The following is a 14,778-nucleotide window of genomic DNA, read 5'->3' as shown; positions in this document are numbered from 1 at the left end:
GTTGAGATAAGACTATCAGGTTTAATTTTCATTAATCTAGTAAAAACTCAACCTAGCTTGAGAAATCGCACATATTTGATGTGTAGCCCTAATTAGGGTATTTGTTTCAAACTGTCTGCCATCTGAGGGTCTTTCATTTTATGGTTTTGTTGTTCTTCTTGTTGCTTGATGATTATGTTCAAAAGATTTTCTTGTGTGATCCTGGGAGCTTTAGCAGCCTCCCTCACTGCATCAGTTGAGCCAGCCCAAGCGTTTAGGCTCAGTTCTGGTAGCTCCAATAGTTTTACAACGCCCAGTGCTTCTAACTCCTTCAGTTCTTCAACTGGCAGCTTCGGTCAATCAGCATACGGTGGTAGCTCTTCAAACTATATCTCTCAAGGAGGGTCGACTGCATCCAAGGGAGATGCAAATTCTTGGGCAGAGATCCTGGCATTCATGATGATGCTGTACTTCGTAGCAGAGGGATTAGATACTACTGGTGGAAGCAACAAAACTGTTGTCATAGATAAAGAAATAGAGCAACCTGGCGACCCTGGCAATCCCGGTAATCCTGGCAATCCCGGTAATCCTGGCAATCCTGGTAATCCTGGAAACCCCGGTAAGCCCCCCACTCCTGTGCCGACCCCAGCTCTCTTACCTGGTCTCATCGGTATGGGTGTCGCAGCCTGCCGTAAACGGAATCTAACGTCGGCTAATCAAGCTTAAATAGCTTAGAGTTGAACCCATACGATAAATGTATTTGAGTATCAGCTTGAGCAGAGGGGTAGCCAAACTCCTGTAATTAGCCTCTAGATTAAGGGGGAGAAACTTGAATAGGCATATTCAAGGCTGATCCAAGCCTTATTAACAACATATTAAAAAGAACAATATCTCTAATTCTCCTGAGATATTGTTCTTTCTTGCAAACTAGTTCTATGGTAAACCGAGACCATTAAATGGTGATATTGTGATTTTTGTGGTCGTTCTGATGGTCGAACAGGTGTCCAGTCTGACTCGAAAGAGAATCATTGAGCGAAAAAATAGCAAATGATCACAGGCCCCAATCTCTAGCGAATAGTCATGCGGAGACCAACCAAAATTAATGAGATGCCAAACAGCCTGCGTAGAAACTGTTCCGGTAAATCAACAGCAAACTTAGCCCCAATTAAACCACCTAATACAAACCCAAGACAGATGAGGGTCGCGGCTCTAATATCCACATATCCCTGTTGAAAGTAGGTCCAGGCTCCCAATAAACCAATGGGAGGCACCAGCAAAGCGAGGGTAGTACCCTGGGCACTGTGTTGCGAAAAACCAAACCAATAAATAAGAGCAGGGGTAATGAGTACACCGCCACCAATACCGATGAGACCGCTCAGGGTCCCTACCGCAAGGCCTAATCCTAGATATAGAAACAGGGCCATACAGCTTTCCTGCTAGAACTAGCTAAATGAGACGCTGACGAATTCTAGCAGATATGGTGTCAATTAAAGCGACAGCCACGATGAGAATCAGCAAAATGGCGGAGACTTTTCCGTATTTGAAGGCTCGAAAACTTTGATAGAGTGATACACCAATACCCCCTGCACCGACAATTCCTAATACGGAAGCAGAGCGTACGTTAGCTTCAAAGCGATATAGGGTGAAGGAGGTCCACAGGGGAATAACTTGGGGAATCACACCAAAGATAATTTCCTGTAGCTTGGATGCTCCGGTTGCCCGAATGCCTTCTACTGGACCAGGCTCAATGGCTTCAATGGCTTCTGAGAACAATTTGCCCAGGGTGCCAGTGGTATGTACAAACAGCGCTAACACCCCTGCAAAAGGACCCAGACCTACAGCGACAACAAAGATTAGGGCAAAAACAACTTCATTAATGGCGCGCATGGCGTCCAGAAATCGCCGAATAATAAAGACCATCCACAGTGGCGCAACGTTTTCAGAAGCCATAACGGCTAAGGGCACGGCAATGATTGCGGCCATCAGGGTGCCCCAAATACCCATGCCAATGGTTTCTAGGATGTCTGATAGATAAAACTTCCAGTCGGTAAAGTCCGGGGGGAAATAGCGGCTGATATATTCCGCCATATTGCCAGTGCCTTCGGCTAGTTCGATAAGGCTAATGTCGCTCTTTTGGGCGGCATAGATCAAGACTGCGATCGCAATCAACAGCCACACAATCCGTAGGGGGGTAACCAGCTTCTTTTCCTCAGCCAACACCCGCATGACCTCAGTTGACACATTACCGTCATCACGAGTTTGGGACGTAACCACCGACTTAGCCATATTTAAAAACGTCAATAATGAACCGCCGCCACGTCTAAAATGCCAATTTCTTTGTAGAAAACACTACAGGTTTTGACTGAGACGTGGTTAAAAAACACGGGCAGCCCTTGGGCTGCCTATGTTATCAGTTTTAGCTCAATGAGCTCTCAGGTAAGCAGAACTTACTTAAGCGCCTCAAGCTTCTTGTTAAGTTCGTCAAGCTTGGTCTGCTTGTCAGCATCGCTCAGGTTCTCATCATTTTGAACTTCCAACAGATCCTTAGCAATCTGCAATTCACGAATAGTGTTCCAATCTTCATCCTTTGCAGAATCTAGACCAGACCACTGTAGACCTTCTAGAACTTCAGCATTGTCATAGTTGATAAAGAAATCCTTCATGGAATCCTTTAAACAATCGGGCAGGTCCTTACGATAAGCAAGAGGATCGCTAGGAATGACAGGAGACGTCCAAATAATCTGAATCTTTTCAAGGGCATCGGGAGCCGTCTCTTCTAAACGAGCCAAGTTTTCGTTGTTGTTAGTGGCAACATCCACCTGGTTCTCAGCTATAGCCAAAGCAGTTGCTTCGTGGCTACCAGCAAAGACAAGCTCGCTAAAAATTTTGTCGGCATTAGCACCCTGTTGAGCAAATACATAGTAAGTGGGCACTAAGAAACCAGAGGTGGAATTGGGATCGTTAAAAGCAAACGTAAGGTCAGCAGCATTCTCAACCACATACTTGTCACCGTCACCCGCTTCTAGATCAATTTCACCAACAATAGGATTCTCTACGTTAGTGATCAGGTGAGAGTAATAACCTTTGGAACCATCAATCGCTACAGTCTGAACAAATGCTTCCGCTTCGGAACGCTCAGCCGCCTCAATGTAGGACTTACCACCGTACCAAGCAACCTGTACCTTACCCGCACCCATGCCTTCAATTACACCAGCATAGTCAGTGGCGTAGAAGCCCTTTACAGGACGGCCTATGGCCTCAGACATATCAGTCAAGAGTGGTTCCCATTGAGGCTTAAGATTGTCGGCAGACTCCGTGGAGATAATACCAAACTCAATTTCTTTAATATCAGCTGCACAAATGCCGCCTTCAGTCACTGAAGTGGCTGCATCTTCTGCAGCATCAGTTGCTGTATCAACACCTCCACCAGCACCGCTACAAGCAGCCAAAGAACTAACCATCATGGTAGAAGCTGCAAATAACGATGCGAATCGACGCAAGGAAATAGTAGACATGATTCCGTGTTCCTTTGATCTTATCCGTTTTTGTAACCGTGTGTGTGCGAACCCCAGATAATGAGCAGTTGTCAGCTTGCAAACACCTCGCTGTGACCGCTCATTACCAACTCTTCAACCGCCGATCCATAGATACTGTTGAGGCGAGCCGCATCTAGATCAACTGTATAACCGTCAAAACAAACCTCTCCCTGGCGTAGCGCGAGAGAACGCTCGAAATAGCGCTGCACGACCTGCACCTGGTGCAGCGAGGTCACTATTGTGATGCCTTGTTCTCTATTTAGACTGGTCAGTAGTTCCATAACCTTACGGGCTGAGTCTGGGTCTAAAGACGCAATCGGCTCATCTGCCAAAATAATTTTGGCCCCCTGCATTAGGCAGCGGGCAATGGCCACACGCTGCTGCTGGCCACCGGATAACGTCGATGCTCGCTTATGAGCCTGGTCTAAAATACCAACCCGCTCTAGGGCCGACAACGCTCGCACTTTCTCCACCCTAGTGAAATTGTGACTTACGGAGCGCCATAGGGACACTTGAGACAAATTTCCCACCAGAACATTTTCTAGAGCCGTCAGCCGGTTGACTAGATTGAACTGTTGAAAGATAAATCCCATTTGGCTACGAATCTGGCGAGCTTTGGAATGGAGTTCGCCCTCTATCTGTAAGATATTTCCAAAAATTTCTACTCTCCCTGCATCCGCCTGCTGTAGACCATTGAGATTACGCAGTAATGTGGACTTACCAGAACCCGATGCGCCTACGAGAGCAATCATTTCACCCGTGTGCACCCGCATGTTGACATTCTGCAAAGCAGGTTTCCCCTTAAACGCTTTTGATACCCCCATTACCTGCACAGCAATCTGAGGGGATATCATATTCGAGTTCATTTCTGCGACTGATTGCATTGCCTCTCCGCCGAATTAAATTATTTATTTGTCAGATGATACCCATTTAGGAAAACGCCCTAAGCCACTTTTAACAAGGGTTTGACACAGCCTTGGAAATCCTTAGACCCAAAGGCATTCATTCCACTAAACCACTAAGCCAAACATATCAATGCCAAATTCATAGACATTGACATGTATAGACATCTATAACTAGCAATGTTCAATGTCATTGTCATCGCTAGCAGCTTAAGAGATAAACCAAGGTAAATTAAAATTTAGATAAAGTCAGGTTAAGGGTTAAGAGCACAGAAGCTGTTAGTAATCCTCTGTAATCCCTTTTTTTGTAAGGGGTTGATGTTGGCTGAGGTTCTTAATCTCTGGCATGTGTCCGCTGCGTTTTTACACGTCGTGTTCCATGACCAGTTCCATGCGATCTCCTCGGAAGCGGGTCACACCATACTCAATGACGGTACCGCCAGCTTGATCAGCGTTAATGGATTCTGATAACAAAATAGGGCTATTGGCAGGCATTTTAAGGAGTCTTGCATCCCGAGGGCGAGCCACCCGCGCAGAGATGCGTGTGGACCGACGCAGGTGGTCACAGTTATATTCTTTGAGCAGCATCTGGGAAATAGAACGATAGTTTTCGCAGTAGGTAGCTAGCTCTGGAAATCGTTCGCCAGGAAAATAACTGCTGCTGATGTTGATCGGTAGATTGTCAATCAGACCGAGACGCTCGTATAAGATCACCGAGGCTCCCAGCTCCAGTTCAAGATGCTTCGCTAATTTTGGATCAGCTTTCATGTCAACGATTCTAAGCACCTGCCAGGAAGGCGTTAACGCTTGAGCCTTGAGGGCCTCGTTAAAGCGCACGCGCTTGCCAATGGGTAGAGCAATAGGCGCTACTACAAATGTGCCGCGACCACGTTCTACATCGACTAATCCTTCTTGACGGAGGACTTCTACGGCGCGGCGTAGGGTGTGGCGATGGACTCCGAACCGCTTACTAAGTTCTAGTTCTGTGGGTAGTTGATCGCCGACATTAAACACCGATTCTTCGATGTTACGGCGTAGTTCGTCAGCAATTTGAAGATAAAGAGGCAAGGCGTCTTGGCGCATCATTCCTTTTGTCGTTACCCACAGTTTAACCCGCTTTTAACCTATCTAATTTTTAGCTGTATTAGGGTTAACAGGGAGTTATGTTTTGCACACTACCTTAAGGGTTGCCTTAAGAAAAGTACGTCAAGTTCTACAGCGGACTGTTTTGTTGTTGAGCCTGACATGGGAATGCCCTTTATTCTCGTTATTCTAGACGGTTTGCGCTTTGGTGTGAGCCAGACCTCTATGGGATATCTGGCTCACTTACTGGAAGCCAGACAGGCCAGTCTCCATAAGTTGAAAGCGGAGTTGCCAACGGTATCTCGGTTACTCTGTGAGGTGTTATTGACTGGGATGCCTGTATCTATCAGCAGTATTACGTATTACGGCCAATGAGGTGGTCTGACTGTCCCACCCAAAAAGTGTTTTTCATTTGGCGATAATCAAATCAATGATATGGGTTACGTTCAGGTCCGCAACAGCTTGCCATCATCCAATTAGACTTAAGCTGAAACCAAACCAAGCTGCTGCATAACTTCTAACAAATTGCACTCGTACCACCACTCTACAATTTTGCCATCTGCAATCTGAAGCAAAGTGAAATCATTCACTTTGACAGACTTACCTGTTGGGGGCGTGCCTAAAAAGTTGCCTGTATGGGTTCCCTGAATGGTTGTGCGGTATACAACCTTGTCATTTTCAGCGACTATATCCCCCATACGTTGATAGATGTCGGGAAACCCTTGAAAAAGGGTCTCGTTAAATGCCTTATTGGCGTCCAACCCGACAATTGGCTCCGCTGCACTATTGAAGTGATAGACAACATCTGCACTCATTAACTCATCCCATACCCCACGCCAATCAGATTGGATACCCCATCCATCTTGGGCAAAGCGGAGTGCGATCGCTTTATTTTTTTCAATTAAAGTAGTCATGCTCATTACTTCCATACGGCAACGTATGGATATAGATTAATGTCGTACCTAAAAAACGTCAATACGCTACCGTATGGAAAAGGAAAATAAATCGTCCAAGTTGACTCGCCAAGATTGGATCAATCAAGGCCTCCAGACACTTGCAGAAAGCGGAGTGGAGACAGTCCGCGTTGAACCCCTTGCCAAGTGCATGGGGGTAACAAAAGGGAGCTTTTACTGGCACTTCAAAAATCGAGACGTGTTTTTAGAAGCTATCTTGCAGGAATGGGTCAATGGTCAAACCAGTCGCATCATTGAACAGGTTGAAACGATTGGGGGCGATGCAACAACAAAACTGCTTTACCTATTTGAGTTAGCTGTTCAGGATGATGGTCGAGTAGAGAATGCTATTCGGGCTTGGGCAACGGGTGATTCCAAAATTACTACCGTTCTTGTCGAAGTTGATCAACAACGCTTGGAGTATACAAAAGACTTATTTTTAGAAGTTGGATTTGAACCGTTTGAGGCCATGGTACGTGCTCGCATGGTTTATTACGCGCTAGTGGGCGAATTTACAATCGGGGCTCGCAGCGATCACGCTGAACGATTAGCTGAAATACGACTTCAGCATGCCATTCTTACAAAAAAAGCATGAGTATTACTCGTGCGTTAGTTCATCGGCACCCTACCCTCATACGCTATTAGTAGCGGCAGTTCGACTCACTATTACTTCCATGCCTTCTTTCCCAAAACCCACAAAAGCTGAAATTCAGGCGGCCTACGGTAAAACTGTTCCCGATATCATTGCTCCCAATCTAAATGTGCTCTTTTGTGGAATTAATCCCAGCATTTACAGTGCTGCAGTGGGGTATCATTTTGCCCGTCCAGGTAATCGCCTTTGGAAAACGCTCCATGCTGCAGGGTTCACCCCTCGACTGTTTCATCCGTCAGAGGATCGAGAGCTGCTATCCCTGGGATTGGGTATGACGAACATTGGTGAACGCGCAACAGCTAGGGCTGACGAACTCTCCAAAGAAGAGTTATTGGCAGGGCGGCAAACCCTTGAGCAAAAGATCAGACACTATCAGCCCAAGGTGTTGGCTATTCTAGGTATCACAGCCTATCGCACGGCGTTTCATCAGCCTAAGGCTGTCATTGGGCGGCAGGCCCATGGGTTACATGGCGCTATCCTGTGGGTGTTGCCTAATCCGAGTGGTCTCAACGCCCATTATCAGGTTAATGACCTGGCACGGGTATATGCTGAAATGAAACAATTTAGCGATGGCTGATTTAGGGGATGACCCCGTCTAGCGCCGTTGTTATGGATTGAGTGAGATGTTTTGGGTGGGCTTTAGTCAAAGCCACGGAGTCACATTGTTGAAAATGACAGAATTGTATGATGGCGTCTACAAATGCAGCAATGACTAAATCTTCATCAAAATTATGTTGTTCCAAATGGAGTAATTTGATTTCTAAATGGCTGTTTTTTCGATGGGCTTTACAATCCATCCGTCCAATAAATTCATCGCGGTAAAGGAGTGGCAGGCAAAAGTAACCATACTGACGTTTGGCTGCGGGGACATAACATTCTAACCGGTAATCATATTGAAACAGTGCTTTGAGCCGTTCTCGCTGAATGACACTATTGTCGAATGGCGAGAGAATCAACATGCGGTTGTTCAATCGGGGAAGAGAGCGTTCGAAGGCACCTGTTTCTAATAAAAATACTTCGCCACTGCTCACTTGTACTTGTTCTAACGTGCGCTCTGCCAACTTTGTGTTTACCAAAGCTTTTACAGCCTTGCGTAGGTCAGCATTGCGGCGCTGATAGGTCAGTCCTTTGAGTGAAACCAACCCATGGCAGCGCAACTGTTGATCGACAATATGCGTCGCAAATTCTTCCATGCTGGGCATTTGTGAATTTACGTGAGATGGCAGCACCCGCTCGGTCAGGTCATAGGTTTTCTGGAAACCTTTGCGATCGCTGACCATGAGGTCGCCTTCCATATACAACTGTTCGAGTGCTTTTTTAGCAGGCTTCCAGTCCCACCAACCTGCACGTTTTTGGGTGTTAGTTTCTATATCTCGGGAGCGTAGCGGGCCATCTGAACGTATGCGGGCCAACAGTTCACCCATGAGCTTTGTATCACGGTTTCTATACCAATGGGTTTGGCCGCTTTTTATGGCGTGTTTGTAGGGTAAGGAGAAGCGAAAATCGGCGATGGGGAGAAAAGCTGCTGCATGTGCCCAATACTCAAAAATATCTCCATTGAGCAACAGTTGATTGGTCATGGCGGGCTTAAACTTAGGCACCCTAGAGTGGAAAACATGATGGTGTGCTCGTTCTACCACCGATATGGTGTCGATCTGTACATAACCGAGGTGGTTAATGGCTTTACGTGCCCCTGCCAAACCACGTCCATAGGGTTGAGCCTGCAGCAAACCTTGGGCAGCCAGGGCAAGACGGCGTAAACGCGCCTGCTCTTGTGGATGTTTAACTTCAATCATGATCATACTTGCCGCCAAACAGTTTGCGGTTCAATCGCCCCGTGACTGACACAGTAAAACGAATTGTGCCTTGATGCGCTGGCTCAGTGTAAACGCACTAGAAAAACAAAAAGTTCTTCGCTACCTTACGCTTGTATTCAGAAAAGACATCTGGCCAGCGTTTTTCACAGAAACGCTCCTCGATCGATGCAACCCACTGATAGCCAATGAACCAGTAAGCTGCTACTGCCACAACAAACCAGGACCCACCAGCTATTCCCATACCCAAATAGACCATGGTTGCGCTAAAGTAACCAGGATTTCGTGAAATCTGGTACACACCGTGGGATATCAACTCATCATTGGGTACGGTGGTGTAGTCCCAAATACTTTTTAGCCGATAAACTTGCCCTGCAATGAACAACCCCAAACCTACGCTTAATAGAACTGCGTTTCTGGTGAACGGTACGAAAACCACATAAATGGGTAACAAGAACTGCGGTGCCATCACTAGCATGTAGAAAGCTCGTTCTTTGGGTGACATTGGCGGAAGCATAGTAGCGCGCGCCAATCCTTCTTTTCCTTTCTTCCCTCTGATAAGGTTCAACAGAACTGGTGTGGCAAAGATTACTAATGCAAGAATCCATAGATTCAACCAGCCAATTTGAAAATGAAACCACTGCATACGTTATATCTCTCTTTTTGGCAAGGATTATCTAGATTAGTTTAAGTAATTGATTTATCAACTTGTTAAGGTTGAGGCGCTCCTAGATTGTTCTGGAGGTAGGTCAGAAACTTCTTGAAATTTGATTCAGTTGAAAAACAGCGACGTGGAAAGATATGAAAGGCGCGATCGGTAACATACAAAATAACTAAATCTTGATCGAATTTGTACTTAATATAATCAGCCAGGCGAATTCTTGTAGTTCCATTCACTTCTGTAATCTCCAATATTTCAGGAGAAATTTCTACTTGATGCTCAAATAGGAGGTAAGCATTTTGCTTGGATAAACGACGTACAGACGAAGGAAGACTTATAAAATACCAATACAATGCAAAGCCTCCTAAAAGCAGCCAGAATATAAAAACACCTATATTACTGCCAGACAGAATGGCAGAATAACCAGTGGAAGCAACCAAAACCAAGTAAATTCCAAGCAAAGCATAATAGATCCTCTTTTGTATTGGCCCTGGTCGTAGGTGCAAATAATTGGATTTAAGATAATCTTCTGAAGTGAGCTGTACACGGAATGAAATTGTTGACTCGAAAGAACTATAGGCTTGGTAGGGTAGATTCCTTGGAGAGAAAGACTTTTGTTTCAAAGGTTTTCCAGGCTTGCCGAGCACTGCTTTAAGATAAACAAGAAGTTGCTGAAAGTCTTGGTCTGTATTAAAACAACGACGCGGCAAGAGAATACATAGTGGAAGCACCAAATAAACTGTAGGCATGCTCAAATAGAGCAAAATAAATTTGGAATTAGCCCTATACATATAGCAATCAGCTATTTGATAGCGCGTCATCGCAATTTCTGAAGTTACTTCGACTACCTTCGGAGAGATTGTCAAGTCCTCGTCAACTCTGAGGATTTTTGTTTTCTTGAAATCGTGGCGAATTCTGCGAGGAAAATAAATGTATAGCAAATAATAAAAGCAAGAGAGTATGCAAAGCTCAGGGAATAACGCTCCTAAGTAATTTAGATCCCCCGATGTTAAAAATAGAATGATCTTCGAAATAAAAACTGAGATGACTAGAAGCAGGAAAAAGACAATCGATATCGTTAAAATAGAAAGGCTTTTCCTGATGTGAAAGTACTGTGCTTTGACAATGTCATCAGGGGTCAACTTGATGTGAAGTTTAATAATTGGTGCACGGGTATCCGAGATACTTGATATAGCAAGATTGCTTGCGGCTGAAGATGTGCCAGCAACTAAGTTTTGAGGCAATTGGAGTTGATCGCGCCCCTCTTCAGCAATAAAATTTCGGCGAATTTGCTCAGGAATAGGAAGTTCCGTTCCGCCTAAAATAATTTGCCCCGCTTCCGATAATGTTTGTAGTTGAACCGTTGCATCCTCCATGTGCCGATGAAAAAAAGATTTCATTCCTCTGGCATAGGCGAGTAAGGGCTGGAATTCTTTCAAGGGTTCGGCAAAGGTTTCAATTAAGGAGGTAATCCGTAGCCACTCGGCTGATTGATTTAAGGGAATATCTGCCATAGCTTCAATTAACTCACGGGTCATCGTACCAGGGCGTGTGTATGCTAGAGCTGTCCAGCGCTGAGTAAGAGCAACTTCTCGCACATCGAGGTCAGGACTGTAGAGTTGATGATGAATGTACGACAGAACAAACTCTGCAAGCTGATGAATACGAGGTGGACCGAAGCGTGGTTCATTTTGCAACTGCTTCAGGAGTTCCATCCGAACAGTCGTATCCATCTCGTACAGTTCATGCCCCACCTCTCGGCATAATCCCGAGAGCAACAAATCGGCAACGGCAATCCAGGGAATATTAAGAAATATTCCTGTCTGATCGGTTTGAAAATTTGCCCACAGTTGGTAAAGTGATTCGGGCGTTAAGGCTATAGGAAACGCTGCATGATAGCTGAAATAGAGATGGGCATCCCCAAATTTTTGGCGAAATGCGACAATTTGCCGTTGGGCAGCCCGTTGACGCGGAGAGGCGGTTGATGAAGTGCTGGTGGGGGGTATCATAGGCGGAGAATCTTTTGCAAAGGAGAATAACGACCACGCAAAACAGCGATTGCCCCATTCATTCCCTGCTTAGTGAGTTCAAACATTGGAACGAGTTGGGTAATTGCTCCTGCGGTGGAACGACGCCAGCGAGCTTGAGGAACGGGATTCAACCAGACGATGTGAGGAATATGCTGTTGCAGCAGCTGCAAAAATGCCTGAGTCAATTCCAGCCGTTCCGGGTTGAAGTGACCGCGAGCAGCCCCTGCATCACTGACAATCAGAGCAACGGATTTCATGGGATTGAGCTGAGCTAAAACAGTCGACAGTGGTTTTGCCGTGGTTAGGTAGGGTTCGTGGTAAAGGTAGTCGATCGGACAATTGTGAAAATAGTAGGCGCCTGTCTTACCCAATCGCCCTTCTCGTGCAGCCGTTTCTATTAAACGAGAGGATAGGGTATGAAACGGCACCATCGAGCCGTCTTGGTCAATGAGCAACAGTAATTCTATTCGGTTATGACGGCGGGGAATCAGAACTGGATTTAGAAACGCACCTTGCCGTCCCCACTGATTGATGGTTGCACCAATGTCCAGCTCAGTCGCTGGCCCTTCTCGCACTAAACGACGCAGATAGCGCCAGTTCTGCTTTATTTGTCGACGTGTGATGGGGAAAAACTCACTAGAGGCTAAGAATCTCTGATTGGGCAGGTCATTCCTGCTACGCGTCATCTGTCGAACAGCCTGAGCAATTTGTACCTCATCCTCTAATTCCTCACTTAAGCCCGAAGACAGCGGTGGTGAAGGCTTCGGTTTGCTTGGCGTATTTCCTTGTTTCTGCTTTATGTGATCTCGATTTTCTATTAACCACAGCATGCCTGACGTTATTGCAGCCAATCCTAATCCTGTTACGATCAGAACGACGTTACGGTTTGGCTGAGGCTCTGGAGGTGAGAAAAATCGACTAACAAAGACCACGCCTGACACCCCTAAAACTACTATTGCAGCTAGGGTTAGTAATAGTTTTAGCCACCGCTGTGACAATGGGTAAAGTCTTCTAGGCTTATCTTTTATAAAAGTTGGTGTTTGGCGGTCTGAGGAAGCGACTTTCAGGGAGCCAATCAATTGCTCAAAATGGTAGTTAAAGATTTGTTCCTCTTCAGCAGATTTGACCCACAAAGAGCAGCACAGTCGCGCTAGAGCAGTCCGACTCCCTATCCCAAACCCACCCTGAAGCGCTTGTAATACAGCCTGGTATTCGGCAATGCCTAACGGAAAACCAGACTGTTGCAATCGGGTAAATAGCTCTAGCAAAGGGAGATCATCATTCATGGGGGATGTCCTGCTTTAAGTAGCGAATGTGGTCATCCCAGTTTTTAAGCAGCACACCTGCGTATGGCAGCTTACCGTCTAACATTGCTATTGATTCATCCGTAGAATACTGATTTAAGACACGCACCCAGTCAATTAGCTCACTGGTACTAATCTTCTTGCCAATTTTTCCCTGATCTTGCATAGCTTGTCGCAATTCACAAAAGCGTTGCGTCGCAACCTCGACCAGCTGAGGCGATACCGCTTGAGAAGACACGGTCAAGTGCGCCTGCACGATTTTCATTAGCTGCTCCTGCGGTGGAAATTTAACATAGTGAAATAAACAGCGCCTCAAGAAAGCATCCGGTAAATCTTTTTCATCATTGCTAGTAATAAGGACAATTGGTGCATGCTTTGAACGGACTTCTCTGGCTTCTCCAGCAACCTCCAATTCTTCAACAAAAAATCGTTGTTCATCCAACTCCAGCAGCAGATCGTTGGGAAAATCGATGTCAGCTTTGTCAATTTCATCAATCAGGACAATAGTGCGTTGAGCATTTTGAAATGCTCGCCCCAATGGTCCCCAACGAACATATACGGCAGGATCGCTAACCCGCTGTAGTTCACTGGTAGTTAACCGATCAGACGCTGCCAGTTGAGCGTCCCTCAAACGTCCCACCGCATCATAGATGTAAAGCCCATCTCGAGCACGGCTCGTGGATTTGATGTACCAGGATTCCAACGGCAGCCCCAGCTCATAAGCCACACTGCGGGCCAGTTGAGTTTTGCCACACCCCGGCTCCCCCTTTAAGAGCAATGGACGCCCCAGATAAATCGCCAAATTTACTATCTCGACTAATTCCGGTTCAGGAAAATATGGAGAGAGTAGTTGACCTGTCGTATCTTGCTCTCTTGGCTGAGGCTGTACTGTGCCTGTGTATCTTAATGCATTGTTTGTCATAGCCTATTCCATTCGTCGCACCACTCACAATTTGAAAGGCTGCAGATTTCCTCAAACACCCACTGAGGAACACCGCCATCACTATTGGTCAAGACTGTTTCTATAGCCATTTCGGTATTATCGATGAACTGAGGTAGGCTAGGGAACTCCGAGAAAATCCAGTTGGTTAATTCGGAGTTGGAGAACTTTTGAATCCAGGGAAGTTTTACGGGGATTTCAGCGCGCCAGAACGGATTTGGGCGATCAGCAAACTGGATGTTCCACTGCCCTACCAAGCCACTTTTATCAATCAGGAACATCAATAGCTTAAATTTAGAAATCGACTGATTTCGTTGGCTCCGAGCTACCAATGGAGACCAAAATTCTTGCAGTAAATCCCTCAGATATGCTTCTGGCATGAAATCGACGCTATCCAAAATCAGGAAGATGTTTTGGGTCTGCCAACACTGATAGACGCGATCGCAAATATCATCGATTTTGCTATCCTGCCGAAGCCCTACCTTACGGCCCAGCTCTCGCCACATAGCTTTAACATCGCGGCTACGAGCCATACAGCTCAGATCCAAAATAACCTTTTTCCCGGTAATTCCCTGAAGTACTCGCAACTTCAGGCGATTGAATAACCAATGTTGTCCATACAACCAGCCGTGATCAGGATCAGGGCTGGTATGAATTAAAAATGCAGCCACCGATTCCTTGTGGATGAATCGAGTAAACGCAACTTCTTGTTCTTGGTAGCCCAAACGCAGAAGACAAGTATATAGATTCCGGCTAAGGGCTTGTTGTTTCAATGCTACAAGATCTGCCCGGCTTTCTTCCAGCTGTTTCTCCAGCTTAAACTTGCTTGCGGGATCATTTTCTATAGCGAGTGATTCACCCAATCGCTGGATTTTTGCAACTAATAAGTCTTGCTGCTTGCTCAGCTCATGCATGAAATCATTA

General features: G+C 45.9%; 16 protein-coding genes. 4 read left to right on the top strand and 12 right to left on the bottom strand.

What is annotated here, in order from left to right; genetic code table 11:
- Positions 1 to 168 precede the first annotated feature (168 nt).
- Positions 169 to 705, top strand: coding sequence for a PTPA-CTERM sorting domain-containing protein (locus tag U2F10_RS31735; RefSeq protein ID WP_499874312.1), 537 nt, complete (start codon positions 169 to 171; stop codon positions 703 to 705).
- Between the two features lie 341 nt (positions 706 to 1,046).
- Here the strand turns inward: U2F10_RS31735 and U2F10_RS31730 are convergent, their stop codons facing one another.
- From U2F10_RS31730 to phnF, 5 genes are all read right to left on the bottom strand, one after another.
- On the bottom strand, positions 1,047 to 1,403 hold the full coding sequence (locus tag U2F10_RS31730; protein ID WP_163670008.1) for a sulfite exporter TauE/SafE family protein: 357 nt from the start codon (positions 1,401 to 1,403) through the stop codon (positions 1,047 to 1,049).
- A gap of 22 nt (positions 1,404 to 1,425) precedes the next feature.
- Positions 1,426 to 2,265 carry a phosphonate ABC transporter, permease protein PhnE gene (phnE, locus tag U2F10_RS31725; RefSeq protein WP_250565713.1) on the bottom strand — a complete coding sequence of 280 codons (840 nt, stop codon included), beginning with the start codon at positions 2,263 to 2,265 and terminating at the stop codon, positions 1,426 to 1,428.
- A gap of 161 nt (positions 2,266 to 2,426) precedes the next feature.
- Positions 2,427 to 3,494 carry a phosphonate ABC transporter substrate-binding protein gene (gene phnD / locus U2F10_RS31720; protein WP_163670010.1) on the bottom strand — a complete coding sequence of 356 codons (1,068 nt, stop codon included), beginning with the start codon at positions 3,492 to 3,494 and terminating at the stop codon, positions 2,427 to 2,429.
- A gap of 71 nt (positions 3,495 to 3,565) precedes the next feature.
- Positions 3,566 to 4,369 (bottom strand): phosphonate ABC transporter ATP-binding protein, encoded by an 804-nt coding sequence (gene phnC, locus U2F10_RS31715; RefSeq protein WP_250565168.1) that lies wholly within the window; start codon positions 4,367 to 4,369, stop codon positions 3,566 to 3,568.
- A 411-nt stretch (positions 4,370 to 4,780) separates the two neighbouring features.
- The gene (gene phnF / locus U2F10_RS31710) at positions 4,781 to 5,503 is read right to left on the bottom strand and encodes a phosphonate metabolism transcriptional regulator PhnF (protein ID WP_348918262.1); all 723 of its coding nucleotides are present in this window, start codon (positions 5,501 to 5,503) and stop codon (positions 4,781 to 4,783) included.
- 159 nt (positions 5,504 to 5,662) lie between these two features.
- Here phnF and U2F10_RS31705 point away from each other — a divergent pair, with 159 nt between their 5' ends.
- A complete protein-coding gene (locus U2F10_RS31705) occupies positions 5,663 to 5,875 on the top strand; it encodes a hypothetical protein (RefSeq protein ID WP_163670012.1) in 213 nt (70 codons plus the stop codon).
- Positions 5,876 to 5,982: 107 nt separating this feature from the next.
- Here the strand turns inward: U2F10_RS31705 and U2F10_RS31700 are convergent, their stop codons facing one another.
- On the bottom strand, positions 5,983 to 6,414 hold the full coding sequence (locus tag U2F10_RS31700; protein WP_163670014.1) for an ester cyclase: 432 nt from the start codon (positions 6,412 to 6,414) through the stop codon (positions 5,983 to 5,985).
- 73 nt (positions 6,415 to 6,487) lie between these two features.
- Here U2F10_RS31700 and U2F10_RS31695 point away from each other — a divergent pair, with 73 nt between their 5' ends.
- Both U2F10_RS31695 and mug read left to right on the top strand, forming a co-directional pair.
- Positions 6,488 to 7,048 (top strand): TetR/AcrR family transcriptional regulator, encoded by a 561-nt coding sequence (locus U2F10_RS31695; protein ID WP_163698066.1) that lies wholly within the window; start codon positions 6,488 to 6,490, stop codon positions 7,046 to 7,048.
- A 79-nt stretch (positions 7,049 to 7,127) separates the two neighbouring features.
- Complete coding sequence (mug, locus tag U2F10_RS31690; protein ID WP_163670017.1) at positions 7,128 to 7,682, top strand: G/U mismatch-specific DNA glycosylase; 555 nt, start codon at positions 7,128 to 7,130, stop codon at positions 7,680 to 7,682.
- Between the two features lies 1 nt (position 7,683).
- On the opposite strand, the gene U2F10_RS31685 is transcribed toward mug, so the two are convergent.
- The 6 genes from U2F10_RS31685 to U2F10_RS31660 all read right to left on the bottom strand — a co-directional run bounded on the left by U2F10_RS31685 (position 7,684) and on the right by U2F10_RS31660 (position 14,768).
- A complete protein-coding gene (locus U2F10_RS31685) occupies positions 7,684 to 8,901 on the bottom strand; it encodes a winged helix-turn-helix domain-containing protein (RefSeq protein WP_499874311.1) in 1,218 nt (405 codons plus the stop codon).
- 97 nt (positions 8,902 to 8,998) lie between these two features.
- Entirely contained in the window at positions 8,999 to 9,565 is a 567-nt protein-coding gene (locus tag U2F10_RS31680) for a methyltransferase family protein (protein WP_499874309.1), read from the bottom strand.
- Positions 9,566 to 9,630: 65 nt separating this feature from the next.
- On the bottom strand, positions 9,631 to 11,589 hold the full coding sequence (locus U2F10_RS31675; RefSeq protein WP_499874308.1) for a YcxB family protein: 1,959 nt from the start codon (positions 11,587 to 11,589) through the stop codon (positions 9,631 to 9,633).
- Positions 11,586 to 12,896 (bottom strand): hypothetical protein, encoded by a 1,311-nt coding sequence (locus U2F10_RS31670; protein WP_499874306.1) that lies wholly within the window; start codon positions 12,894 to 12,896, stop codon positions 11,586 to 11,588. The genes U2F10_RS31675 and U2F10_RS31670 overlap by 4 nt, the downstream gene beginning before the upstream one ends.
- A complete protein-coding gene (locus U2F10_RS31665) occupies positions 12,889 to 13,836 on the bottom strand; it encodes an AAA family ATPase (protein WP_499874304.1) in 948 nt (315 codons plus the stop codon). The genes U2F10_RS31670 and U2F10_RS31665 overlap by 8 nt, the downstream gene beginning before the upstream one ends.
- Positions 13,833 to 14,768 (bottom strand): hypothetical protein, encoded by a 936-nt coding sequence (locus U2F10_RS31660; RefSeq protein WP_499874302.1) that lies wholly within the window; start codon positions 14,766 to 14,768, stop codon positions 13,833 to 13,835. The genes U2F10_RS31665 and U2F10_RS31660 overlap by 4 nt, the downstream gene beginning before the upstream one ends.
- Between the last annotated feature and the right edge of the window lie 10 nt (positions 14,769 to 14,778).

It is taken from the genome of Leptothoe sp. EHU-05/26/07-4 (genome assembly GCF_043421015.1).
Taxonomy (GTDB): Bacteria; Cyanobacteriota; Cyanobacteriia; order Phormidesmidales; family Phormidesmidaceae; genus Leptothoe; species Leptothoe turfae.
Note: the sequence above shows the minus strand (reverse complement) of the source record. Positions and strands in the feature narration are given on the sequence as shown.

Excerpts from the sequence above, each read along its gene's own strand:
- U2F10_RS31735 (WP_499874312.1), top strand. The coding sequence starts at position 169 with ATGATTATGTTCAAAAGATTTTCTTGTGTGATCCTGGGAGCTTTAGCA.
- U2F10_RS31730 (WP_163670008.1), bottom strand. The coding sequence starts at position 1,403 with ATGGCCCTGTTTCTATATCTAGGATTAGGCCTTGCGGTAGGGACCCTG.
- phnE (WP_250565713.1), bottom strand. The coding sequence starts at position 2,265 with ATGGCTAAGTCGGTGGTTACGTCCCAAACTCGTGATGACGGTAATGTG.
- phnD (WP_163670010.1), bottom strand. The coding sequence starts at position 3,494 with ATGTCTACTATTTCCTTGCGTCGATTCGCATCGTTATTTGCAGCTTCT.
- phnC (WP_250565168.1), bottom strand. The coding sequence starts at position 4,369 with ATGATATCCCCTCAGATTGCTGTGCAGGTAATGGGGGTATCAAAAGCG.
- phnF (WP_348918262.1), bottom strand. The coding sequence starts at position 5,503 with ATGATGCGCCAAGACGCCTTGCCTCTTTATCTTCAAATTGCTGACGAA.
- U2F10_RS31705 (WP_163670012.1), top strand. The coding sequence starts at position 5,663 with ATGGGAATGCCCTTTATTCTCGTTATTCTAGACGGTTTGCGCTTTGGT.
- U2F10_RS31700 (WP_163670014.1), bottom strand. The coding sequence starts at position 6,414 with ATGACTACTTTAATTGAAAAAAATAAAGCGATCGCACTCCGCTTTGCC.
- U2F10_RS31695 (WP_163698066.1), top strand. The coding sequence starts at position 6,488 with ATGGAAAAGGAAAATAAATCGTCCAAGTTGACTCGCCAAGATTGGATC.
- mug (WP_163670017.1), top strand. The coding sequence starts at position 7,128 with ATGCCTTCTTTCCCAAAACCCACAAAAGCTGAAATTCAGGCGGCCTAC.
- U2F10_RS31685 (WP_499874311.1), bottom strand. The coding sequence starts at position 8,901 with ATGATTGAAGTTAAACATCCACAAGAGCAGGCGCGTTTACGCCGTCTT.
- U2F10_RS31680 (WP_499874309.1), bottom strand. The coding sequence starts at position 9,565 with ATGCAGTGGTTTCATTTTCAAATTGGCTGGTTGAATCTATGGATTCTT.
- U2F10_RS31675 (WP_499874308.1), bottom strand. The coding sequence starts at position 11,589 with ATGATACCCCCCACCAGCACTTCATCAACCGCCTCTCCGCGTCAACGG.
- U2F10_RS31670 (WP_499874306.1), bottom strand. The coding sequence starts at position 12,896 with ATGAATGATGATCTCCCTTTGCTAGAGCTATTTACCCGATTGCAACAG.
- U2F10_RS31665 (WP_499874304.1), bottom strand. The coding sequence starts at position 13,836 with ATGACAAACAATGCATTAAGATACACAGGCACAGTACAGCCTCAGCCA.
- U2F10_RS31660 (WP_499874302.1), bottom strand. The coding sequence starts at position 14,768 with ATGCATGAGCTGAGCAAGCAGCAAGACTTATTAGTTGCAAAAATCCAG.